Here is a 23839-nt window from a genome sequence, read left to right as displayed (position 1 = left end):
AATTTAAATGACTGTCAATTATTTTTAAATCAAATAGTTCTTAAAAAAGAACAACTTATCATACGATAAGTTGTTCTACTTTCCGTGTTGTACCTTTCCAATTTCTAAAATAATCTCTTCATCTTTTTTTCCTTCTGTATCAATTCCAAGTTGTTTTGCATGTTCAATTAATAAATCATGGCGCTTCTCAAATCTTGTAGTATTTACTTCTTTCGTAACCTCTTCTTTTGTTTTCCCTTCAGTAGAAACTCCTAGTTTCTCAGCTGCTTTTTCCATCGACTTCTTCGCTTCCGTTTCTTTCGCTTTCTTCACTTCTGACTGCTGTATTTGCTTTTGTTTCGCCTGCTCTGATTCAGCTGCAAAAGCTGTGTAAATTCCAGCACTTCCGCCAATGACTAGTAAGGTGGTAAAAAGAATTATTTTTTTCTTCACTCTTTCCTCCCCTTTCAAATTCATTATAACGTACAAATTTAGAACATTAAAAACATTTAACCTTTATTTCCCTAAAAAAATATTGAACATTTTTATTGACATATAAGATGAAAATGTGATAAAAATTTAACTAACATCATATGAATCGGCATTGATAGGATTTAGTAGTATTTCGATTTCTGATTTCAGAGAGCTGGTGGTCGGTGCGAACCAGTACAGAGCGAATTATGAATTACCCCCTGGAGCTTCTTTTGCGAAACGTAAGGAGTAGTGAAAGACGGTTATAGACCGTTATATCTAAAGAGTGGTGAAACGAAACTGTTTCACAATTTAGGGTGGTACCGCGAATTTTTCGTCCCTGCATATATTGCAGGGGCGTTTTTATTTTATTAGCGCATATCATACGACCCTTTATTTTGTGATACATTCATTTCACAAGCTAGGGTGGTACCGCGATATCTTCGTCCCTGCATAATTATATGCAGGGACGTTTTTTTATCCAATCATTTCCGTATCATATTGAAGGACCAACAATTACCGATAATTTGTCACAAAATTCTAAATTTTAGAAGGAAATACACAATATTGGCGAATTTTATATAAAAAAGAGCTATTTTAAATTACTTAGGAGGGGAAAACAATGGTTTCAAAAATCGAATCTGTTCTTTTAACATTATTTATTTTTTTCTGTATTGGCTTTAGTGTTATTCAATTAGAAGTTTCACCACACATCCCAATTTTATTTGGTATCGTTCTTTTATTAGCATTTGGATTTATGAAAAAAATCTCTTGGTCTACTATGGAAAAAGGGATGATCAGTAGTATTTCAGCTGGTATTCCATCTATTTTTATTTTCTTGCTTGTAGGCGTATTAATTAGTGTTTGGATCGCTGCTGGAACAATTCCAACTTTAATGGTATACGGCTTCCAGCTTGTATCTCCAAAGATTTTCGTTCCAACTGTTTTTGTTGTTTGTGCAATTGTTGGAACAAGTATCGGTAGTGCCTTTACAACTGCCGCAACTGTAGGACTTGCCTTTATGGGTATGGGTAGTGCTCTCGGATACGATCCAGCTCTAATCGCTGGTGCAATTATTTCTGGTGCATTCTTTGGAGATAAAATGTCTCCTTTATCTGATACAACAAACTTAGCTCCTGCTGTAACAGGTGTAGATTTATTTGAGCATATTCGTAACATGCTTTGGACAACAGTTCCAGCTTTCATTATTGCTTTTATCGCATTTTTCATTTTAGGAGGCGGTACTAGCGGAGACGTTGACTTCACAAACTTTATTAGCACTTTAGAGAAAAATACAACGATTTCTATCGTTACACTAATTCCAATTTTATTACTGTTCCTATTCGCATTTAAAAAAGTTCCAGCAGTTCCAACATTACTTGCAGGAATTGTGGTAGGAATTATTATTCTCTTTATTTTTAAACCTAGCACTTCTTTAGCTGATTTAATGAAAATTATGCAAGACGGATACGTTTCTAAAACTGGTATTAAAGACATTGATAGCTTACTATCTCGCGGTGGTCTACAAAGTATGATGATGTCGATTGCACTTATTTTCCTGGCTCTTTGTATGGGAGGATTATTACAAGGAATGGGTATTATTACGCAGCTCATGAATATCATCTCTAGCTTCGTAAAAAATAGCACACGTTTAATTATTTCTACGGCTTCAACTGCAATTGGTGTAAACTTCTTACTTGGTGAGCAGTACTTATCAATCGTTTTAACAGGACAAGCATTTGCTAATAAATACGATGAAGTCGGTTTAGAACGTCGTAATTTATCACGTGTATTAGAAGATGCAGGTACAGTTATTAACCCGCTCGTACCATGGGGAGTAAGTGGTGTATTCTTGTCAAACGTCCTTGGCGTTCCGACATTCGATTACCTTCCATTCGCAATTTTCTGTTTAGCTTGCCCAGTCTTAACAATTATTGTTGGTTTCACTGGATTTGGTCTTTCATGGAAGAAAGAAAAAGCAGTAACAATTTCATAATATACTAAAAAGGATTACCTGAATCGGTAATCCTTTTTTATATTTCTCGACTATCTATTTGCTTTCTTTCTTCTAAATAACAGAAGTAATCCCGCTCCAACAAACGCCAAGCCTGCTCCAATTGTAGAAGCAACACTTGTACCCGTTTTCGGTAAATCACGGTCTTCTTTATTTTCACTTACAGTTGTTGTTTCTTTTGAGTTTTGATTATCCGTTGTAGTTTGTCCAGATCCTGCATTATTTGCTTCATTTGTTGGTGGTGTCGTTGGATTTTCTCCATTACTACCTTCATCTGTTGGTGGTGTCGTTGGATTTCCTCCATTATTCCCTTCACCTGTTGGTGGTGTCGTTGGATTTCCTCCATTATTACCTTCACCTGTTGGCGGTGTCGTTGGATTCTCTCCACCAGTTTCCTTATCATCATCGTTCTTCTTCGTTATATCAATTGCATATTTAGCAAATTCATTTTCAGATGGTCCAACATATGATATCTTTCCATCTTTCTTTATATACTCTTTTGCTTTTGGTGAAGAATCAAATGTTGTAATTAATTTATCTGCAACAATCGGTTTAAATGTCCAATTTTGATCGGCTGTCGGATTAATAGCCGGTGTTTCTTGCATATATTTCACTATGATTTGACGTGTTTCATCTTGCGATTGGTAAATAACTTCTCCTTCACTTACACCAGGGAACGTTTTACTGCTACCGCGATAATTATTTGTAGCAACGATAAACTCTTGATCATCAGCTACTGGCTTACCTTCATATGTCATATTTACAATACGATTCGTATTTGCATTTACAACTTTTCCATCTTTATCGTATTTCGCCGGTTGTGTTACATCAATTTCATATTTTAAACCATCTATAATATCAAAGTTATATGTAGGATATCCTGTATTCACCAATTGCTGTTCAATTTTTTCTTTTGGTTTAGGATTAATTTGATTAAACTGACCTGCCGACATTTCAAGCCATTCTTTCACTTGCGCTCCGTTTACTTTTACAGCATATAACGTATTCGGATATACATATAAATCTGCAACGTTTTTAATTGCTAACGTTCCAGCTGGAATATCAGTATAATATGCAGCACCGTTTCGGCCACCTGCTTTAAATGGTGCACCTGCAGATAAAACCGGAATATCTTTAATCTTTTCGTACTCTGGTTTTTTAAGTTCTTGCTCTACATACCACTTTTGCGCATTTGTCACAATTTGTACGGAAGGATCATCTTGTACTAATGAAAAATAACTATTAATTGGTGCTTTCGTTTTACCTACAGGTGTATTCACATAATCAATTGTCGCTTGATGATCATCTTTAATTTCATTAACTAATTCTTGATCAGATTGTACTAATGGGTTCCCTTTACTATCAGCAATCGGACGAAGTTGCGGCTTCGATTGCTCTTTTTGTATTTCCCATTTTCCGTTTACCTTTTTCAATTGCATATCAATAATACCTAAGTTACTTCCAAAGACACCAGGCATTACAACTGGAACACCATTAAATACATCCTTCACTTCAGTATGTGCATGTCCCATTAATACTGCATCTACACCAGGAACTTCTGTTAAATAATACGAAGCGTTTTCCATGCCAACGTTGTACCCACTCTTATCAACGCCCGAATGCGCTAGTGCAACGATAACATCTGCACCTTCTGCTTTCATTTTTGGCACCATTTTCTTCGCTGTTTCAACTATATCTTTCGCTTTCACTTTTCCTTCTAAATTTGCTTTATCCCAGTTCATAACTTGAGGTGGAACAAATCCCATTACGCCAATTTTCACTTTTTGTTTTTGTCCTGATTCATCTTCTACTTCTTTTTCAAAAACATGATATGGTTTAAAGTAATTTTGGTCGTTCTCTTCATTAGTATCTTTATCATCTTTATAGACGTTGGAGTTAATAACTGGGAACTCTGTTTTACTAATTACTTTGTTTAAATAGTCTAAACCGTAGTTAAATTCATGATTCCCAAGAGAGATGACGTCATACTTCATTAAATTCATTAAACGATATAATGGATGTGTATAACTAGGATCCACAGGCTTCTTCGGATCATTTATTTTATTCGCTACATAATCTCCAAGTGGTGTCCCTTGCAATGCATCCCCATCATCAAATAGGACAGAGTTCTTCGCTTCTTCACGTGCTTTATTAACAAGTGTTGCCGTTTGCACGAGACCTACTTTATTATCTGTTTTCGTTTGATAATAATCATAATTCATTAAGTTAACGTGAATATCTGATGTTTCTAGAATTCGTAACTTAACTGTACTCTCCCCAGTATTCTCATCCGCATGAGCTGTTATTGACAACACCTGTGGTGCCATTACACCAATCGCAAGAGTTGCTCCAGCTAGCATTTTTTTTGACTTTTTCACAAAAAATCCCCCTTATACAATTACCAAAAATAATGAAATAAACCTCTATTTCCCTCTAACCACATACCTTTTTTCTTCTATTAGAGACAAGATTTTCATTTCATCCTGCGCTAATGAGTAGTCCCCTTAAACGCCCGATTAGTGAAATTTTAATTAGTGGGAAATAAAGCCCTACTCATTAAAATTTCACCTTATCTGACATTATCATATATAATGTACTTTCATATCGTCAATATTTTTTGACATACTTCTACAAATTTTCTGTAAATTTGTTGTAAACTTTTCATAAATATATAATATGCCCTTACATTGTTAATACTGCTGAATATGATACAATTACCAATTACAAGGAGGATGAATATATGAAAAAAGTCATCTTAACAATTGTTTGTCTCCTCCTTCTAATCATTTCTTATTCTTATTTTGAAAAGAACGATGAGACAAAACAAAATGAACCCGAAGAAAACACAGAAAAAATATCTACTCCAAGTTGGATTGATAAGCAAACAAACGATTCCTTTTATCATCTCGTACTAGGTGATTCACTCGCCAAAGGATATGGATCGACACAAGGGGGATTTGCTGAATTAGCTTCTAGACAAATAGAAGCACAAATTCATAAGCCAATTACAGTAGAAAACCTTGGGATAAACGGTCTTACAACAGATCGTCTCGCTAAAAAAGTGCAATCAGAAGATGTAAAGCAAAAAATTAGAGCGGCAAATATCATTACAATTAATATTGGAGGAAATAATTTATTCCGTTTAAATCGTGATGTCGGTGTTATAGATGGTATTAAAATGTTAAATAAAGAAAAAGCTCATTTTGAAGCGGATATAAAAAATATCGTAAAGACAGTTCGAGATCAAAATCCGAACGCTTTACTCATTCTCTCAGAACTCTATAATCCGTTACAACTCGATGACTCCATCGCCAGTTATGCAGATATGTTTTTAGATGGATGGAATGAATCCGTTTATTCCATTTCAAAAGCAAATCAACCATCTATCGTTTTACCAATTCGTAAATTAATATCAAATGATAAAAAAGATTTACTCTTTGACCAAGTGCACCCAAATGATGATGGCTACGCAATTATTGCCGATTCATTTACAAAAAAAGTATTGGCCTACAAATATTAAAATTTCCATGAAACAATTCTATTTTTATAACATGTCTTTTTTGTTACAATGATAGTGGAAGGGGGCCTTTATATGGAATCACGCGAGTGGGAACGTATTGTTGATCATCTTCTTTCGCTAGTGCCTCTTTTTTATCGCAAATTTATGCTTCCTGGAGAATTTTCTTCTCAAAGACATATGCCGCCATCACATACACAAGTATTGCTGCTTCTGCATGAAAATGGCACATTAGCAGTTTCCGAAATCGGCAAGCGGCTAGCGATTTCACGGCCTAACATGACACCTCTATTAAACAAACTGATTCAAGAAGAACTAATAGAGCGTCATTATAGCGAAAAAGATCGACGGGTCATTTTAATTTCCCTAACAGTTGAAGGGAAATTGTTAGTAAATCAGTATCAACAATTCATTTTAGACAAATTAAAAGAAAATTTCCAAACATTATCTGAGGAAGAGCGCGAAAAGCTCATTCACTCTCTTCAAACCATTCAAAATTTAATTTTGAAAACAAACGCATAAAGCTGCTTCTACATAGAAGCAGCTTTATGATTCGTAATAATTACCATAGTACACATTTGAATATGGCCATGTCGTTAAATATGGTTTCTGTTCTTGCGTAGGCTGTTGTTGTGGTATTTGTGGTAATTGCTGTAATTGTTGTTGTCGATATAATTCGTATTGTCTACTCACATCATAAACCGGATAATAATTTACATATGGGTATACTTGAGGTACGTAATAATAATACATTCATTCTCTCCCCCTTTTTCTTAAACATATTCAAAGGAGAAAATGAATGTGACACTCTTTATATTTGCACGAGTGGTTCTCTCACTCGTTTCTTTCTGTTCTTTAAACGTAACTTACGGTTCTTTTCATATAAATAATGCACAACGAAATATGAAACTACACCAAACACAACTCCTAAAATCGTCATTCCAATTAATACATACACTTCACTCTGCAATAAACCCTTTAATATCGTAAAAATATGACTCGAAAACAAATCAGATATCGTAAATGGTTCATGATGTATTTTTTGCACATGAAATGGATATATCATTTTTCCTAGTGCATAAGCAAACGGAAATAAAAATACCGGTAGAAACGATATTTTTCCAATAATATTGCCAATAACCGCAGCAGGAAAAGATCCCTTTACTATTCGAACAATCGGATAAAATATTATATATACGAGCGATGCCGTATATATGACCAACATCTCTAAACCAAAACCAATCGCAAAGCCTAATGATACTTTCTTCGCTCCTTCTGGCGACCGAAGCAACTTATAATATTGAAACTTTAATATTCTCCACATCCGCTGAAAAAAGGAATATGTTTTCTTAGTTGTTTTCAAATTCATCATCTCTTTAACTATATTTTTTCTATCTAGTATGTCCCTACATGATATGAAAAACAAATTTAGTTTACTCTTTTTATTATAAATGATTTAGAGATGGTTAACCAAATATACATACGACATTTCAATCTAAAAAGCACACCTCCAATTGTTATTCGTGCTTAACAATTGGGGTGCACATCATTTAGGAAAGCTCTTCTACATTTTTAAATAAACTTACTAATAATGCTTTTTGCGCATGCAATCGATTACCCGCTTGCTCAAATACGATAGACTGCGGTCCATCTATAATTTCTCCTGTTACTTCCTCTTCACGATGGGCAGGTAAACAATGTAAGAAACGATACGTTTGCTTTGCATGCATAACAAGTTCGGTATTAATTTGGTACGGTTGAAATAAAGTATATTTCTCTTCTTCTCCCTCTTGCCCCATGCTCATCCAAACGTCAGTATAAATGAAATCTGCTTTACTCACTGCTAATTCAGCGTTATGCAAAATTTCAATTTCAGCTCCTGTTTCTTCAGCAATCGCTAACGCTTTTTTTACAATTTTCTCATTCGGTTCATACCCTACAGGCGTTGCAACAGTCATATTCATTCCAACTTTCGCACTCGCTAACAACAATGAATGACATACGTTATTCCCGTCACCTACATAAGCCAATTTTATTCCTTTAAATGTATTTACTTCTTCATATATTGTCATTAAATCTGCCAACGCTTGACAAGGATGGTGATCGTCCGTTAATCCATTAATAACAGGAATGCTCGATTCTTTTGCAAGCTCTTCTACATCGGCATGTGAGAATGTACGTATCATGATCCCGTCAATATAATGAGATAATACTTTCGCAGTATCTGAAACGCTCTCCCCTCTTCCAATTTGCATCTCTTTCCCACTTAAAAACATGCCATGTCCTCCGAGCTGTACCATTCCTGCTTCAAAAGATACGCGAGTACGAGTTGAATGTTTATCAAAGATAAGTCCTAATATTTTTCCTTGTAATAAAGGCTCTTGCTTATTCTTTTTTAAATATATAGCGAACTCAATTAAAGAAATGATTTCTTCTTGCGTCAGTTCTTCTAATGTTAACAGATCTTTCGTATTTAATTTCGGTACTTGTACAGTTGACATGGAATTTCCCCCTTATATGATTGATACGTTTTTTGTACAAACTACTTTTTTTATCATATATACTGCCTGTTCTAACTCTTCATTCGTTACAATAAGTGGTGGTAATAGTCTTATCACATTAGGCCCTGCTTGTAATACGAGAAGCCCTTCTTCCTCTAGTTTTTCTATAAAACTTGCAACTTCATGCTTACACTCAATCCCAATCATAAGTCCCTTACCACGTATATTTTGAATACATTCAACATGTCGTAATTCCTCTCGCAACTTCTCTAATACGTACTCCCCCTTTTCCTTTACCTCTTTTAAAAATGATGGATTCTTACTTACTTGCAATACTTCTTTCGCTGCAGCCATTGCAATATAATTCCCGCCAAACGTTGAACCGTGTGTTCCTGCAGTGAACGACGTTCCGAGTTCCTTACGGCCGATCATCGCTCCAACAGGAATACCATTTCCTAGTGCCTTTGCAACGGTAACGATATCAGGTTTTATTCCCATTTGTTCGTAAGCAAATAGTGTTCCTGTTCTTCCTATCCCCGTTTGTACTTCGTCTATAATAAATAAGGAGCCGAACTTATTACATAATGTTTCAATCTCTTCCAAAAAAGATAGATTAGCAGGTATGACTCCTCCCTCTCCTTGAACAACTTCTACCATTACCGCCGCTACTTCTTCATTCATTACTTCCTCTAACACCTTCACGTCGTTAAAAGGGATATGTAAAAAAGACGGAAGGAGTGGACCAAATCCTTCTTTCACTTTATTTTGCCCCGTCGCACTCATCGTTGCGAATGTTCTACCGTGAAAAGACTCCTGGCATGTTACGACGAGAGATTTTCCAGTATACTTACGAGCCAGCTTCAAAGCAGCCTCATTCGCCTCTGCCCCGCTATTACAGAAAAAAACAGAATCTAACGCTGTATTTTCTGTTAATAATGACGCTACTTCTTCTTGTAAGCTGTTTGTAAACAGGTTAGATATATGCCATATATCATGAAGTTGCTCTTGTACAGCTTTCATAACAGTAGGGTGACAATGCCCTAAATTACATACGCCAATTCCTGATGTAAAATCTAAATATTGCTTACCATTTTTATCAATAACTTTCGTTCCACTTCCCTTTACAAACTCAATGTTTCTTCTCCCATATGTTTGAAAAAGATGACTTGTCATACGATACTTACCCCTTTCGTTACCGTCGTTCCGATACACTCTCCCGTAACTTCAGCAAAATCTTTTGTACCGTTCACAATACTTATCTTTTGCACTCCCATTTTTAATGACGCTAGTGCCGCCTGTACTTTCGGAATCATCCCGCCTGTAATAACTCCTTTTTCTATTAAAGTAACAATTTCAAATTCATCCGTTTTCTTTACTAATTTTCCTTCATGTAATATCCCATCTACATCCGTAATAAAAATGAGTTCTTTTGCGGATAACGCGGACGCAATTCCAGCTGCAGCGTTATCCGCATTTATGTTATAAATCTCATTATCATTTATCCCGATTGGAGCAATGACAGGAATATAATTCAAATTTATCAATCCTTTTAGTAAGGCTGTTTCGACATAACTTACTTCTCCCACATATCCTATTTCTTCACTGACAGGTTGAACTTGAAGTAAATTGCCGTCACACCCTGAACAACCTACCGCAAGTAAATTATGCCTTTGCAACTTCATTACAAATTTTTTATTCGTACTTCCGCATAGCACCATTTGAACAATATCCATAACTTCTTTTGGTGTTACTCGTAACCCATCTCTTTTTTCTACTTTGATGTTACAATCTTTTAATTGCGCATCAATTTCTGGGCCGCCACCATGGACAATCACTACTTTATACTTCTGTTGCAATTTCTTTATACAATCAAAAAACACATCATTTAATTGATCCAACATACTACCGCCGCATTTCACTACAATATAATCGCTCATCTTCCCTCTCCTTATGTACGATAACAAGCGTTTATTTTCACATATTCATAGCTTAAGTCACAGCCCCAAGCTGATCCGGTTTCTTCTCCTAAATGTAAATACACATCAATCATAATTTCATGTTCTTTTAATTTCTTTTTCATTTCCTCTTCAGAAAACATTTGAGGTTCACTATTTTTTAACACAGCGATAGATTGAAGAGTAATATCAATTGTATTTGGATTAATCGCTACTTCACTTTGTCCCATACTGCTAATAATTCGCCCCCAATTTGGGTCTTCACCATGTATTGCTGTTTTCACAAGACTCGAACCGACTATTTGCTTTGCAATTTTCTTTGCCTCTTCATTCGTTCGAGCTCCTAGCACATTTACTTCTATTAACTTCGTAGCACCTTCACCATCTTGTGCAATTTTTTTTGCTAAATCTTCACATACCTTCTGTAAAGCAACTACGAAAGTTTCCCAATCTGCATGTTCCGTATTGATTGGTTTCGTTTCTGATAATCCACTTGCCATAACGATGACCATATCATTCGTAGAAGTATCTCCATCCACCGTAATTTGATTAAATGTATGATTCGTTATTTGTGATAATGCTATTTGCAATACATCATGCTCTATATGAGCGTCTGTCGTAATAAAACTCAGCATCGTTGCCATATTCGGATGAATCATCCCTGAACCTTTAGCAACACCAGCAAGCACCACTTTCTTCCCATCAATCATCATCTCATAGCACGTTTCTTTCGTTATAAGATCCGTCGTTAAAATCGCTTCAGAAAAAGAATGAGCTTCACTTACTTCCTTCGTCGGGATAAGATTTGCAACTCCCTTTCGGATTATATCCATCGGTAAAGGAACACCAATTACACCTGTTGAAGCTACTGCAACGTAATTTTCTTTCACTCCAAAATGTTCCGCCCCTAATGCACGCATCTCGTAGGCATCTTGTAAGCCTTTCATTCCTGTACAAGCATTTGCATTTCCACTATTGACGATAATCGCTTGTAATTTCCCCTCAGCTGCTATACTGTCTTTCGTTACTTGCAGCGGGGCTGCTTGTATTTGATTCGTTGTATAGACAGCGGCACATGATGCTGGCACTTCACAAATGATCACACCTAAATCTCTTTGTTCTTTTTTTAAACCATTTGCAGTACCGATTGCCAAAAAGCCTTTTGGCGTTACAATTGAACCATTTTCCAATTTTGTTATAGATTCTACTTTAATCATCATGTCCCCCTTATAGATAAAGCGGCATATGTTGTAAGCCTGTTGTTTCTTCTAGTCCCGCAACTATGTTTGCATTTTGAATCGCTTGCCCAGCCGCACCTTTCATCATATTGTCTATAACAGAAACGACTGTCACTCTTCCTGTTCTTTCATCGTAAGCTACCCCCATATCACAATAATTTGAGCCCCTCACTTCTTTCGGACTTGGAAACTCTCCTTGCGTGCGAATTCGAATAAAAGCCGATTGTTCATACGTTTCTTCATATAATTTTTGAAGTTTTTCTATTTCCATTTCTCGTTTTACTTTCGCATAAAGGGTAACCATAATCCCCCGTGATATCGGTATTAAATGTGTACTAAACGTGATTGGCTTCGTTTTCCTATTCCACTCTGCAAGCATTTGCTCAATCTCAGGAACGTGTTGATGCTCATTTACTTTATAAATGTGCAAGTTATCGTATAACTCAGGAAAGTGAGTCATTGTTGTTGGCGTTTTGCCAGCTCCAGATACTCCTGATTTCGCATCAATAATAATGGAATCTTCTTCAATCATGCCGCTACGCACTAACGGCAATATCGCTAATAATGCGGCTGTAGCAAAACATCCTGGGTTTGCAATTAAATTTGCCTTTTGAATCTCGGACCTTTTCCATTCACTTAACCCATATACAGCTTCACTAAGAACTTCTTCTTTTGCAGCTGCCCTTTTATACCACTGTTCATATATGAAAGGATCTTTCATACGAAAGTCTCCAGATAGGTCAATTACTTTTAAACCTACTGCTAATAATTTTGGAGTTAACTCTGCTGATACTCCTGCTGGGGTTGCTAAAAATACAATTTCCGCTTTCTTCTTTATTTCCTCCGCATTAATTTCTTGTAACGTATGAACAAGAACATTTTGAAAATGCGGATATACATTTGTTATAGACTCGCCAACTTGCGAAAAAGAATGAAGAGATGCTATCGAAAAATATGGATGTTGCTCTAATAACCGAATTAACTCAATACCTCCATACCCAGTTGCTCCAATAATCACGACTTTCATATGCTCCTCCTCATATCGATTCTTTAAATTAAGTATGATTATAATATTGTATATTTATAGAGTCAATTAAATATTTATAAATTTTACAAACTTAAAAAACTTAATTTTACTAGAAAAACAATATACACAACCGGATTTTTATACAAAAACAATGTATAGTAGTTTTTTCATTTCACTTCAAGTACAATAAAACAATACATACGTACATACAGGCAGGGAAAAACATGAATGAAAAATTAATTGAGAAAATGATCATAAAAAGTTTTCAACAATATCAATGTAATCCTATGTCAAATGAGGATCAGGAAATGCTAATTAAACATATTCAAACGATAATTCATTCAAATACTGAAATTGATGTATACGAGGCAGTTGAGGATATCGTTTACGATTATGTGACTGGAAAATAAAAAATAGGAGATTTCCATATGGAAATCTCCTATTTTTTATTTAATGATTTACCTGCAACACGCTCAAATAAACCTGGGAATAGTGCATAAAGTTTCGGACCAATGCCCATCCACTTCGGTAAGTTTACTTCACGCTTTTTCGTTTGCATCGATTTTACGATCTGCTCTGCTACATATGTTGGTTTTAACATGTACCGTCCCATATTTTTCACATATGTACCGGATTGATCCGCTATTTCAAAAAAGTTTGTATCTATCGGACCTGGATTAATCGCTGTTACGAAAATATTTGTACTAGACAACTCCATGCGTAAACTATTCGTAAATCCTAATACTGCATGTTTCGTCGCTGCATACGCACTCGATTTTGGAGTTGCAATTTTCCCAGCAAGTGAAGCAATATTAATAATATGTCCTTCGTTCCTTTTCACCATATAGGGTAGTACCGCTTTCATACAAGCTACTAATCCAAATACATTTACTTGGAACATATCTTTCACTTCATCCATTGACGCATCTTCAAATGTTTTAAAAATACCAAATCCCGCATTGTTTACTAATATATCAATACGTCCCACTTCTTGTAATACCTTTGAAAAAACAGATTGTACTTCCATCTCTTCACTTACATCTAATACATAATAATAGCAAGGCGTATTATAAGTTTCTTTAATTTTCTCTGCTAACGCTTTTAATTTCTCTTCTGTTCTAGCCATTAATACTGGAGTCGCCCCCTGCTCTGCAACTTGCATTGCAACTTGCTCTCCAATTCCACTAGAAGCACCTGTAATGACGATTACTTTATTTTGTAAACGTCCCGTCATTGCTGTCACCTACTTTGCATAATAAATCAATTGTTGCGAAGATTCATCAATCATCACTTGTTGATTATATGCTAAAAAGTCTAATTGTCCAACAGTTTCTGAAATAGTAAGTGGCAATTGCTCCTTATATAATACCGGAAATAGTTTTACACATACTTCAAATGCTGTCATTGGTTTTTCCTTTAATAACTCAAGCACTTTAAACGCACGTGTTTCTTGCTTTTGTAATCTCGTTTCAATAAGTTGTTTCACATTTAGAACATCTTCTCCATGTCCTGATAAAATGCGCGAAATATTCATTTCACTTAAACGCTTTAATGTTTGATTATATTGTAATAACGGGCGCGCCCTTTCTGTTTGTCCTTCATATGGTGGTTCTAATATGGGATTCGAAGAAATATGGCTAATGAGAGCATCCCCGCCAATTAATATTCCATCAGATTCTCTATATAATGAAATATGAGTGGAAGCATGACCTGGTGTTTCGATTACTGTAAACCCAGGTAAAGAATCAATACGATCTCCCTCTCTCACAGTATGCGTTAACGATCTATTACAAGAATATTTAAGTGTCTTCGTCGTCAATAACGCCTCGTCTTTCAAAAATGCCGCTGGAACACCAAATTGCAAAGCTGTCTCTCTAAAAAACTCATGATACCACTTTAAAAATTCTGGATTTTGCGTGATCCAAGGCTCATTCCAAGGATGTCCAATAATGTTCGTTTTCTCAGAAAATATATTTAAAAGCCCACAATGATCCGCATGATGATGCGTAATGACTACTGTTTTAATATCTTCTATCGCATATCCTAATGTACCTAATTGCCTTTCTAAAGCACTTCTTGCCTCTTCTGTATTCGTCCCTGTATCAATTAATGTTAATGTCTCCCCCTCAACTAAAAACACATTCACAGTTTCAACTGCAAATGGCACAGGAATCTCCATTCGGTGAATCGCCGTCATGCTTAGCCCCCCTGTCTCTTTCCGGTTCAAAAATGAATACTTCTTCAGTTTACAACTTCTATATATATTTGTCATTATTTTCAGATAAAAAGAGGTGTTTCCTGTAAAAAAACGAATGTATGTACATTTATAAGAATTTCTAACCAAATTTAAAGGAGGAACATCATGTCTATTCAAAACATTTCCTTTCTCGGTGCAGGCTCTATTGCTGAAGCGATTATTGGTGGCTTGTTACATGCAAATGTTGTGAAAGGCGAACAAATTACCGTAAGTAATCGTTCTAACGAGACAAGATTGCAGGAGCTACATAAAAAATATGGCGTAAAAGGTACGCATAATAAAAAAGAGCTACTTACTGATACAACTATTCTTTTTCTAGCAATGAAACCAAAGGATGTTGCAGAAGCGCTTACTCCTTTTAAAGAAGATATACATAATAACTTGCTTATTATTTCCTTATTAGCAGGTGTTTCTACTCACTCGATTAGAAACCTACTTCAAAAAGATGTTCCGATTATTCGTGCGATGCCAAATACATCTGCAGCTATTTTAAAATCAGCTACTGCTATCTCGCCTTCAAAACATGCAACAGCGGAACATATTCAGACTGCCATAGCTTTATTTGAAACGATCGGTCTCGTCTCTGTTGTAGAGGAAGAAGATATGCATGCTGTCACTGCATTATCTGGAAGTGGGCCTGCTTATATTTATTACGTAGTGGAAGCGATGGAAGAAGCCGCAAAAACAATTGGTTTAAAAGAAGATGTTGCAAAGTCACTTATTCTTCAGACGATGATTGGTGCTGCTGAAATGCTAAAAGCAAGTGAAAAACACCCTTCTGTTTTGCGAAAGGAAATTACTTCTCCTGGCGGAACGACCGAAGCAGGCATTGAAGTATTACAAGAACATAAATTTCAACAAGCACTTATTTCTTGTATTACACAGGCTACACAACGATCACATAATCTTGGGAAAACATTAGAACAACTAACAAAAGAAAAATAAAAAATGGAGCTCAATTTTACTTGAGCTCCATTTTTTTATTAACATATATTGTTTAGTTATTAGTCTTCCCAAAAATCTCTTCTTGCAGACGGCGACCAGTTGGTGTTGCTGCAAGTCCACCTTCAGCTGTTTCACGAAGTGCTACTGGCATCGTTTGTCCGATTCTAAACATCGCCTCAATCACTTCATCACATGGAATTGTACTCGTTACGCCAGCTAATGCTAAATCAGCTGAAATCATCGCATTCGCAGCTCCTGCTGCATTACGTTTTACACAAGGTACTTCTACAAGCCCTGCAACAGGATCACATACTAAACCAAGCATATTCTTTAATGAAATCGCCATCGCTGTAGCTGCTTGATCTTGTGTTCCACCAGCCATCTCAACTGCTGCTGCTGCTGCCATACCACTTGCTGAACCTACTTCAGCTTGGCAACCTCCTGCCGCGCCGGAAATACAAGCATTATTCGCAACAACCATACCGAAAGCTCCTGCTGTAAATAAAAATTCGATCATCTCTTCGCGTGTCGGCTGTAATTTTTCTTGCAGTGCAAACAGTACACCTGGCACTGTTCCAGCAGACCCTGCTGTTGGTGTTGCACAAATAATTCCCATCGCTGCGTTTACTTCATTTGTTGCAACAGCTTTACTCACCGCGTCCAAAATCGTATCTCCAGATAAGCCTTTTCCGCTATTCATATACGCCTGAACTTTTACAGCATCTCCGCCAGTTAAACCAGTTGGTGATTTCACTCCGCGAATACCACGTTCTACTGCTTGCTCCATCACGACTAAGTTCTTTTCCATACCAGCAATTACTTCTTCACGTGAAATACTTCTTGTTTTCATTTCACATTGAATCATAATTTCTGCGATTTTTACATTTTGTTCTTTAGCTTGCGCCACTAGTTCCGCTGCGTTCCGAAACATGGTGTGTCCCCCCTGCAATTATTCCATAATAGTTACTTGACAAATATTTTGTTGCGCGTTTATTTCTTCAATCACTTCATCTGCTAATAATTCATCTGTTTCGATAACCATAAGCGCTCTTCTTCCTTTTTCTTTACGAGAAACACTCATTGTACTAATGTTAATTTCATGTTTCGCAAGGATTGAAGCTACTGCTGCAATAGCACCGAAGCGATCGTTATTTACAATAAGCAGTGCTGGACTCGTGCCTGTTAATTGAAGATCGAATCCGTTTAATTCTACAACTTCAATTTTACCGCCACCAATTGAGCAAGCAACAACTTCAATTTCTTCTTCACCTTTATACAAACGAATTCTCGCTGTATTTGGGTGAGGTGCATTTGCATCTTCTTCAATAAATTCTACTTCGATTTTGCGCTCTTTTGCTATGTCTAGCGCTTCTGGAATACGTAAGTCATCTGTTTCAAACCCTAATATCCCACCTATTAACGCTACATCTGTACCATGCCCACGATACGTCTTTGCAAATGATCCATATAATGAAATACTTACTCTTTCTGGTTCATGACGAAACAGCTGGCGAGCAACTTGCCCCATTCTTGCTGCGCCTGCTGTATGTGAACTTGATGGACCAATCATAACTGGACCAATAATATCAAATACTGAGCGATACTTCATCATAACTCCCCCTAAACCTCTATGAAAAAAATTTTACTATTCTATTAAGCTACCGAATCGGTTGCTTTTCCAGTTGTACGACGAATTTGTTCCGCTATACGAATTGGATAGTTTTTGAATAACAGTGAAACAATATATCCTGAAATAATACCAATTATCATAATAAATAAGAAACTTAGCATTACCTTCATTTACTAATCATATAAGCTAATCCACAATAAAGTCTTGTAGCAATCCAAAGTTTAACACAGAACCCCTTACAAGCATAGCATAAACAAGTGAAACGCCCATTGCTTTCATATCTTTTAGTGCTTTAAAGCTAAAAAATGAAAAAAGACTTAGTACAAATAATAGTAATATCTTTCCTATTATAAATTCCATGTTGCTCTCTCACGATTTAGTCAACTTCACTTATTACGACAAATGGCTAAAATGCATGTAGCCTACAATAAATTTTGATCTGCCCTCATTATAGCTCGTTTTTAATAAAACGCTTACTTTTAATGAATTTTAAAAGTTCTGAATAACGATCTGTTTTTGCTATTTGTACCACTCTTATGTCATCTGACTTATATAACAGTTTTTCTAAACAATCGGTATTATGCATTTTCATCCTATTTCTTCACATCATTAAAACTTTCTGTTCCATCCAATATAAACATAAAATGATAACAGTTTTATTTTAAATTTTTTTTAGAAATAAAAAAATGGCAACCTTTCGTCACCATTTTTTCACACCATTATTATCTTTCTACCGGAAAAATTTTCAAGTCCGTAGCTATTTCTGTATTAGAAAATAGCTCTCTTGCCTCTTTCCATAATTCCTTATATGTATCCCCTTGATAACGAGAACTAATATGAGTCAATATTAATCGTTTTGCATTTGCCTGAAGTGCAATACTCGCAGCTTGCTTAGATGTGGAATGAAAATAATCATACGCTTGTTGTTCATCTTCTGCTGCAAAAGTTGCTTCATGAACAAGTACGTCAGCGTCTTGTGCCAGCTCTCTACTCGCTTCACAATATCTTGTATCGCCTAAGATGGTAATAATTCTTCCCTTTTGAGGTGGACCAATAAAGTCTTTTCCATTTAATATCGTACCATTTTCTAATTCAACTACTTCTCCATCTTTTAAACGTTTAAAGAGCGGGCCCGGTTTCACACCCATCTCCAGCAATTTATCGACTAAAAGAGCACCTTGTATATCTTTCTCTACAATACGATACCCAAAACATTCAATACCGTGTGACAATCTTTTCGTTTCCACGTGAAATTCATTATCTTCAAATACAGTACCTTCTTCTGTTATCTCCACAATTTCAAGTGGATATTTTACATGTGTCGTACTTACTGATAATGCCACTTCAATAAATTGTTTAATTCCTTTTGGTCCATACACTGTTAAAGGTGTAGTCCCTCCTTGAAATGAACGGCTTCCTAATAAACCAGGCAAGCCAAAAATATGATCACCATGTAAATGCGTAATAAATATTTTTTCAATGCGGCGTGGGCGTACTGATGTATGTAATATTTGATGTTGCGTCGCCTCGCCACAATCAAATAACCAAGTCTGTCCTCGTTCTTCTAACAATTGCAAAGCAATTGCCGAAACGTTCCTTCCTTTCGAAGGAACACCTGCACCAGTTCCTAAAAATACAAATTCCACTTTCTTTCCTCCAGCTCTTTATATAATCTACCTTTCATCTTACGGAATGTTATTTCAAATGGCAAATCGAATTTACATAACCAATCATCTAGACAACTATATATCACGAACGTTATACTCAAAAAACTTAGTAATCGTTCGTGTTTTATGTTAAAATGATTATACTACATTTTAAGGGAGCGTTTTATTATGAAAGAAGCATTTCGTTTACAAACTGATTTTTCATCTTCATTTGATCGCTGGGTAAGTTCTTTCGTGTCTGATCACCCAGCACAATTAGAATGGACGACTTTGAAAGAATTAATCCATGAATATACAACAACACATACAAATGATTCATTACCAACATATATTTCTTCAGCTTTAACATATTACGCACAACGCGTTTCAACAACAAACAGTTCAGAAATTGTTATTTTTGAAAATACTACAATCTCATAATCTGTAATAAAAAGCACTGTAATCAGTGCTTTTTATTTATTTCCCCACCTTATTTCAAAAAAAACTCCTCTTATTTCCTACTATATAGCCATCATAAACCTATTTGATTTTTCAAAAAAAAGATATTGACACTATAAATTTACAGTGCTAACATTCAAATTGTAATTGAATATGGTCTCTGTTAGGTGAGGCTCCTGTATAGAGAAACGCTGCTGCCCAAAAATGTCGAGAGACGCCAATGGGTCAACAGGAAAGGTCGGAATGAAGGCCTTTCTTAACGTAGCTGGTTTCAGTACCTATGCTATACAGTGCTAAAACTCAACGAGGGAGAGGTGCATCTATTTTTGTCATGCACAAAAACTGTTTTTATCTATGTTTATTAACAGTCTTTGTTGTGGACTCTTTTAACTGCGAATTCAGACCTTTACTCGTTTTGAGTAAAGGTCTTTTTATATATGCACCTTACTATGAAACAAACATAGCATATTCAGAAACTACTAAATTGTACGGAGGTGAGGAACAGTTGGCAATTGATGATTCGGCCCAGATACCCATATGTTTTACGTTAATATTTCATCATGTAGGTAGGAAAGAAGCTGTTCCTCCTAATTTTAAATAGTCGAGTAACAGATTGTTTCCTCCTTCATGAAAAAGGAGGAACTACCGATGTTAAATTTACAAAGACAAGAAACAAAACATTCATACGATCAAGATCGTATGAAAACAAATAATGAATTATTGGTGGAAGTCGCAACACAAGATGCAAACAAGGCGTTACAACTTTTAGAAACAACAAAAGATGGACTCTCTAAACAAGAAGCGGCTCTTAGACTTACTTTATATGGCCCGAATGAAATAGCTCATAATAAAACATCACCGTGGTACATTCAATTTCTACTGGCATTTAAAAATCCGTTTATTTTTGTTTTATTAGCTCTCGGCGCACTCTCTTTTTTCACAGATGACATACAAGGAACCCTTGTCGTATCTGTAATGGTAATGCTAAGTGCAACGATTCGTTTTTTACAAGAATTTCGTTCTCAAAAAGCTGCGAATCAGTTAAAAGCTATGGTTCGAACAACGGCGAGCGTCTTTAGAATAGATGGATTTGTACACGAAACAAAAAAAGTAACAAATTTAAAGCAAAATTATACAATGGAAATTCCAATTGAAGAACTTGTACCTGGCGATATTATTTCACTTTCAGCCGGTGATATCGTTCCGGCTGATGTGCGTATTCTCTCAGCTAAAGATTTATTTGTGAATCAGTCTTCTTTAACTGGGGAAGCACTGCCTGTGGAAAAGTACGAAAACTGCTATCATACAGAGAATAAACATATCTTACCGAAAAACATGAAAAAAAATTACAATCCACTCGATATGGAAAACCTTTGTTTTATGGGTACAAATATTGTAAGTGGTAGTGCAAAAGCTGTTGTCATCTCCACAAGTACCGATACGTATTTCGGCTCTTTAGCAAAAAGGGTTATCGGCAAACGAGTAGAAACAAGCTTTGATAAAGGTGTAAACAAAGTAAGCTGGCTCTTAATTACATTCATGCTTATTATGGCGCCTATCGTTCTTCTCATTAATGGATTCACAAAAGGGGATTGGCAAGAGGCTTTCTTCTTCGCTATCGCAATTGCTGTTGGTCTCACACCTGAAATGTTACCAATGATTGTAACTGCTAATTTAGCAAAAGGTGCCGTTAACATGTCTAAACAAAAAGTAATTGTAAAACAACTGAATTCTATTCAAAACTTAGGTGCTATGAACATTCTTTGTACCGATAAAACAGGAACTTTAACAGAAGATAAAGTTGTACTTGTCCGCCATTTAGATCCTAACGGTAATACATGTAATCGTGTATTACACTTTGCCTATTTAAATAGCTTCTATCAAACAGGATTGAAAAATTTAATAGATAAAGCCGTTATGAAGCATACAGAAGAAAACCAGAAGTTTAATCCATCCATTTTTCAAAAACTAGATGAAATTCCATTTGATTTTGCTCGCCGGCGTATGTCTGTCATCGTGAAAGATATTTCAGGTGAACATACAATGGTTTGTAAAGGAGCAGTAGAAGAAATTTTATCTATTTGTAACTACACTGAAGTAGATGGAAAAGTTGTTTCTCTTACCGATGACATGCGTTCAAATGTAAAACAACTAAGTGAGACATTAAATAGTGAAGGTATGCGTGTTATTGCTGTAGCTTATAAAAAAGATAGACCAATAAATGATACAGAGTACGCGGTACAAGATGAAAATGATATGATTCTCGCTGGATATATTGGCTTTTTAGATCCACCGAAACCATCTGCAGCTACTGCCATTCAAGCATTGCAGAAACATGGTGTACAAGTAAAAATTTTAACTGGCGATAACGAAATCGTGACAAGAAAAGTTTGCAAAGAAGTTGGATTAAATATCGGTGAGCCTGTCCTTGGTTACGAAATCGATTCTTTACCTGATAAAGCATTAGCAAAATTAGCCGAAGAAACAACTGTATTTGCTAAACTAAATCCAATGCAAAAATCTCGCATTATACGAGTATTACAAGGAAACGGACACACTGTAGGTTATATGGGAGATGGCATTAACGATGCCGTAGCGTTACGTGAAGCTGATGTTGGCATATGTGTTGATACTGCTACTGATATTGCAAAAGAGTCTTCCGACATTATTTTACTCGAAAAAAGTTTAACAATATTAGAAGCAGGCATTTTAGAAGGACGTACTACATTCGGAAATATTTTAAAATATATTAAAATGACAGCTAGCTCTAACTTCGGAAATGTATTTAGTGTATTAGTAGCAAGTGCTTTCATCCCCTTCTTGCCGATGCTTGCCATTCACCTTTTAATTCAAAACTTACTTTATGATATTTCACAACTGTCTATCCCATGGGACAAAATGGATAAAGAGTTTTTAGACAAACCAAGAAAATGGGATACTGCCAACTTACGAAACTTCATTATTTGCATCGGTCCCATTAGTTCCATATTTGATATTATCACATACGTAGTCATGTGGAACGTCTTCGGTGCAAATACAGCTAGCGAACAATCATTATTCCAATCTGGTTGGTTTGTCGTTGGATTGCTAACACAAACTTTAATTGTTCACATGATAAGAACACAGAAGATTCCGTTCATTCAAAGTACTGCATCAATACCGGTTCTTTTATTAACCGCTTGTATTATGGCAATCGGAATTTATATTCCATTCTCGCCACTTGGAGCAGCCGTTGGATTACAAGCATTACCACTTAGCTACTTCCCTTGGTTAATAGGAATACTATTAGGCTATGCTTTCTTAACACAGTTCCTAAAAAAAGTTTATATTAAAAAGTTTCATAGCTGGTTATAAAGTGAAGCTTTCATCAGCCCGCAAATAGTGGGATAAAAATGAGAATGAGCAGGTACTCCCCACGCATTCTCAAAAATATAACATGGACTTATATGTATGGAGGTGACCATGATGGTATGGTATGACATTGTATTAAGATTATTTATCGCAATTATTGTAGGTGCTTGCATCGGAATGGAACGGCAATGGAGACACAGGATGGCTGGATTACGGACAAATGCTCTCGTATCACTTGGTGCCTGTATATTTGTTTTATTATCCGTCATGCTTGATCACGATGCTAGCCCCTCACGTATTGCTGCTCAAGTCGTTAGTGGGATTGGTTTTTTAGGAGGCGGCGTTATAATCCGCGATGGTTTTAGTATTAGAGGGCTTAATACAGCAGCTACTCTATGGTGCGCAGCTGCTGTTGGTACTCTTACAGGTGCTGGTTTCCTCGTTGCAGCTATATTAGGTGCAGCCGGCGTTTTACTAGCAAATATACTACTTCGCCCAATCGCTCTCTTTATGAATCAGAAATCAAAAGAAGAATCACCTGAACAAACGAATTACTTACTTTCTCTTACTTGTTCAGAGGAACATGAATCCCATATTCGTTTTTTACTTATGCACATGGTAAGTTCTGAAGGCATCGGTTTAAAAGAATTGTATAGCGAAGACGTAGATTCTAATCAAAAAGTGTGTATACAAGCTACATTACATTGCAGTACAAATGCAGCAGTCCTAATTGAAAAAGTAGTAGGTAGAATGCTATTAGAATCTGATGTTACTGCAGCTGGTTGGAAAACTTCATTAGATTTAGAGGTAAGTTAAAAATGAAAGGTGTCATGATATTTACAGCTTCAT

At 36.0% G+C, this 23839-nt stretch carries 23 protein-coding genes, 1 riboswitch and 1 other annotated feature; of the genes, 8 read left to right on the top strand and 15 right to left on the bottom strand.

Going from position 1 to position 23839, the window contains the following annotated elements:
• Positions 1-75 precede the first annotated feature (75 nt).
• On the bottom strand, positions 76-432 hold the full coding sequence (locus tag ABH961_RS11820) for a hypothetical protein (RefSeq protein ID WP_404519426.1): 357 nt from the start codon (positions 430-432) through the stop codon (positions 76-78).
• A gap of 142 nt (positions 433-574) precedes the next feature.
• Positions 575-795, top strand: a binding site (T-box leader).
• Between the two features lie 277 nt (positions 796-1072).
• Between ABH961_RS11820 and nhaC the strand changes: the two genes are divergently transcribed.
• Positions 1073-2446, top strand: a complete 1374-nt coding sequence (gene nhaC / locus ABH961_RS11815) for a Na+/H+ antiporter NhaC (RefSeq protein WP_048546316.1) — start codon at positions 1073-1075, stop codon at positions 2444-2446.
• Positions 2447-2496: 50 nt separating this feature from the next.
• Here nhaC and cpdB read toward each other — a convergent pair whose 3' ends face one another.
• The gene (cpdB, locus tag ABH961_RS11810; RefSeq protein ID WP_098847152.1) at positions 2497-4842 is read right to left on the bottom strand and encodes a bifunctional 2',3'-cyclic-nucleotide 2'-phosphodiesterase/3'-nucleotidase; all 2346 of its coding nucleotides are present in this window, start codon (positions 4840-4842) and stop codon (positions 2497-2499) included.
• Positions 4843-5204: 362 nt separating this feature from the next.
• On the opposite strand from cpdB, the gene ABH961_RS11805 reads away from it, so the two are divergent.
• Positions 5205-5984 (top strand): GDSL-type esterase/lipase family protein, encoded by a 780-nt coding sequence (locus tag ABH961_RS11805; protein ID WP_048546328.1) that lies wholly within the window; start codon positions 5205-5207, stop codon positions 5982-5984.
• A 72-nt stretch (positions 5985-6056) separates the two neighbouring features.
• On the top strand, positions 6057-6503 hold the full coding sequence (locus tag ABH961_RS11800; RefSeq protein ID WP_000445824.1) for a MarR family winged helix-turn-helix transcriptional regulator: 447 nt from the start codon (positions 6057-6059) through the stop codon (positions 6501-6503).
• Positions 6504-6527: 24 nt separating this feature from the next.
• Here the strand turns inward: ABH961_RS11800 and ABH961_RS11795 are convergent, their stop codons facing one another.
• The 7 genes from ABH961_RS11795 to argC all read right to left on the bottom strand — a co-directional run bounded on the left by ABH961_RS11795 (position 6528) and on the right by argC (position 12702).
• Positions 6528-6734 (bottom strand): hypothetical protein, encoded by a 207-nt coding sequence (locus ABH961_RS11795; RefSeq protein WP_098076620.1) that lies wholly within the window; start codon positions 6732-6734, stop codon positions 6528-6530.
• 58 nt (positions 6735-6792) lie between these two features.
• The gene (locus tag ABH961_RS11790; RefSeq protein ID WP_098076763.1) at positions 6793-7353 is read right to left on the bottom strand and encodes a DUF2062 domain-containing protein; all 561 of its coding nucleotides are present in this window, start codon (positions 7351-7353) and stop codon (positions 6793-6795) included.
• Positions 7354-7531: 178 nt separating this feature from the next.
• Positions 7532-8482, bottom strand: a complete 951-nt coding sequence (argF, locus tag ABH961_RS11785) for an ornithine carbamoyltransferase (RefSeq protein WP_098068069.1) — start codon at positions 8480-8482, stop codon at positions 7532-7534.
• Between the two features lie 12 nt (positions 8483-8494).
• Positions 8495-9655, bottom strand: coding sequence for an acetylornithine transaminase (locus tag ABH961_RS11780; protein WP_098847153.1), 1161 nt, complete (start codon positions 9653-9655; stop codon positions 8495-8497).
• A complete protein-coding gene (gene argB, locus ABH961_RS11775) occupies positions 9652-10419 on the bottom strand; it encodes an acetylglutamate kinase (RefSeq protein WP_098076625.1) in 768 nt (255 codons plus the stop codon). The genes ABH961_RS11780 and argB overlap by 4 nt, the downstream gene beginning before the upstream one ends.
• An 11-nt stretch (positions 10420-10430) precedes the next feature.
• Positions 10431-11654: a bifunctional glutamate N-acetyltransferase/amino-acid acetyltransferase ArgJ gene (gene argJ / locus ABH961_RS11770; protein WP_404519425.1), complete on the bottom strand. Its 1224-nt coding sequence runs from the start codon at positions 11652-11654 to the stop codon at positions 10431-10433.
• A 10-nt stretch (positions 11655-11664) separates the two neighbouring features.
• On the bottom strand, positions 11665-12702 hold the full coding sequence (argC, locus tag ABH961_RS11765; protein ID WP_098076631.1) for an N-acetyl-gamma-glutamyl-phosphate reductase: 1038 nt from the start codon (positions 12700-12702) through the stop codon (positions 11665-11667).
• 224 nt (positions 12703-12926) lie between these two features.
• Here argC and ABH961_RS11760 point away from each other — a divergent pair, with 224 nt between their 5' ends.
• A complete protein-coding gene (locus ABH961_RS11760) occupies positions 12927-13112 on the top strand; it encodes a YqzH family protein (RefSeq protein WP_001003210.1) in 186 nt (61 codons plus the stop codon).
• Between the two features lie 29 nt (positions 13113-13141).
• Here the strand turns inward: ABH961_RS11760 and ABH961_RS11755 are convergent, their stop codons facing one another.
• Positions 13142-13936: an SDR family NAD(P)-dependent oxidoreductase gene (locus ABH961_RS11755; RefSeq protein ID WP_098076634.1), complete on the bottom strand. Its 795-nt coding sequence runs from the start codon at positions 13934-13936 to the stop codon at positions 13142-13144.
• Positions 13937-13945: 9 nt separating this feature from the next.
• Positions 13946-14899, bottom strand: coding sequence for an MBL fold metallo-hydrolase (locus ABH961_RS11750; protein WP_064474854.1), 954 nt, complete (start codon positions 14897-14899; stop codon positions 13946-13948).
• A 165-nt stretch (positions 14900-15064) separates the two neighbouring features.
• Between ABH961_RS11750 and proI the strand changes: the two genes are divergently transcribed.
• Entirely contained in the window at positions 15065-15904 is an 840-nt protein-coding gene (proI, locus tag ABH961_RS11745; protein ID WP_000027261.1) for a pyrroline-5-carboxylate reductase ProI, read from the top strand.
• Positions 15905-15956: 52 nt separating this feature from the next.
• Here the strand turns inward: proI and sdaAA are convergent, their stop codons facing one another.
• From sdaAA to rnz, 4 genes are all read right to left on the bottom strand, one after another.
• Complete coding sequence (gene sdaAA / locus ABH961_RS11740; RefSeq protein ID WP_000489470.1) at positions 15957-16835, bottom strand: L-serine ammonia-lyase, iron-sulfur-dependent, subunit alpha; 879 nt, start codon at positions 16833-16835, stop codon at positions 15957-15959.
• 18 nt (positions 16836-16853) lie between these two features.
• Positions 16854-17513 carry an L-serine ammonia-lyase, iron-sulfur-dependent subunit beta gene (gene sdaAB / locus ABH961_RS11735; RefSeq protein WP_000877441.1) on the bottom strand — a complete coding sequence of 220 codons (660 nt, stop codon included), beginning with the start codon at positions 17511-17513 and terminating at the stop codon, positions 16854-16856.
• 44 nt (positions 17514-17557) lie between these two features.
• A complete protein-coding gene (locus ABH961_RS11730; RefSeq protein WP_179194447.1) occupies positions 17558-17704 on the bottom strand; it encodes a hypothetical protein in 147 nt (48 codons plus the stop codon).
• Between the two features lie 552 nt (positions 17705-18256).
• Positions 18257-19180, bottom strand: a complete 924-nt coding sequence (gene rnz / locus ABH961_RS11725; protein ID WP_000397450.1) for a ribonuclease Z — start codon at positions 19178-19180, stop codon at positions 18257-18259.
• Positions 19181-19369: 189 nt separating this feature from the next.
• Here rnz and ABH961_RS11720 point away from each other — a divergent pair, with 189 nt between their 5' ends.
• The 3 genes from ABH961_RS11720 to ABH961_RS11710 all read left to right on the top strand — a co-directional run bounded on the left by ABH961_RS11720 (position 19370) and on the right by ABH961_RS11710 (position 23806).
• Positions 19370-19621, top strand: a complete 252-nt coding sequence (locus tag ABH961_RS11720; protein ID WP_016086371.1) for a DUF3932 family protein — start codon at positions 19370-19372, stop codon at positions 19619-19621.
• Between the two features lie 170 nt (positions 19622-19791).
• Positions 19792-19959: riboswitch (M-box (ykoK) riboswitch) on the top strand.
• Between the two features lie 328 nt (positions 19960-20287).
• Positions 20288-22993: a magnesium-translocating P-type ATPase gene (mgtA, locus tag ABH961_RS11715; protein WP_142330264.1), complete on the top strand. Its 2706-nt coding sequence runs from the start codon at positions 20288-20290 to the stop codon at positions 22991-22993.
• Between the two features lie 111 nt (positions 22994-23104).
• Positions 23105-23806, top strand: coding sequence for an MgtC/SapB family protein (locus ABH961_RS11710; protein ID WP_116443035.1), 702 nt, complete (start codon positions 23105-23107; stop codon positions 23804-23806).
• The last annotated feature ends 33 nt before the right edge of the window (positions 23807-23839 follow it).

The sequence above is a fragment of the Bacillus sp. RC251 genome, from assembly GCF_044908765.1.
GTDB lineage: Bacteria > Bacillota > Bacilli > Bacillales > Bacillaceae_G > Bacillus_A > Bacillus_A wiedmannii.
This window is presented reverse-complemented; position numbering and strand designations above follow the sequence as displayed.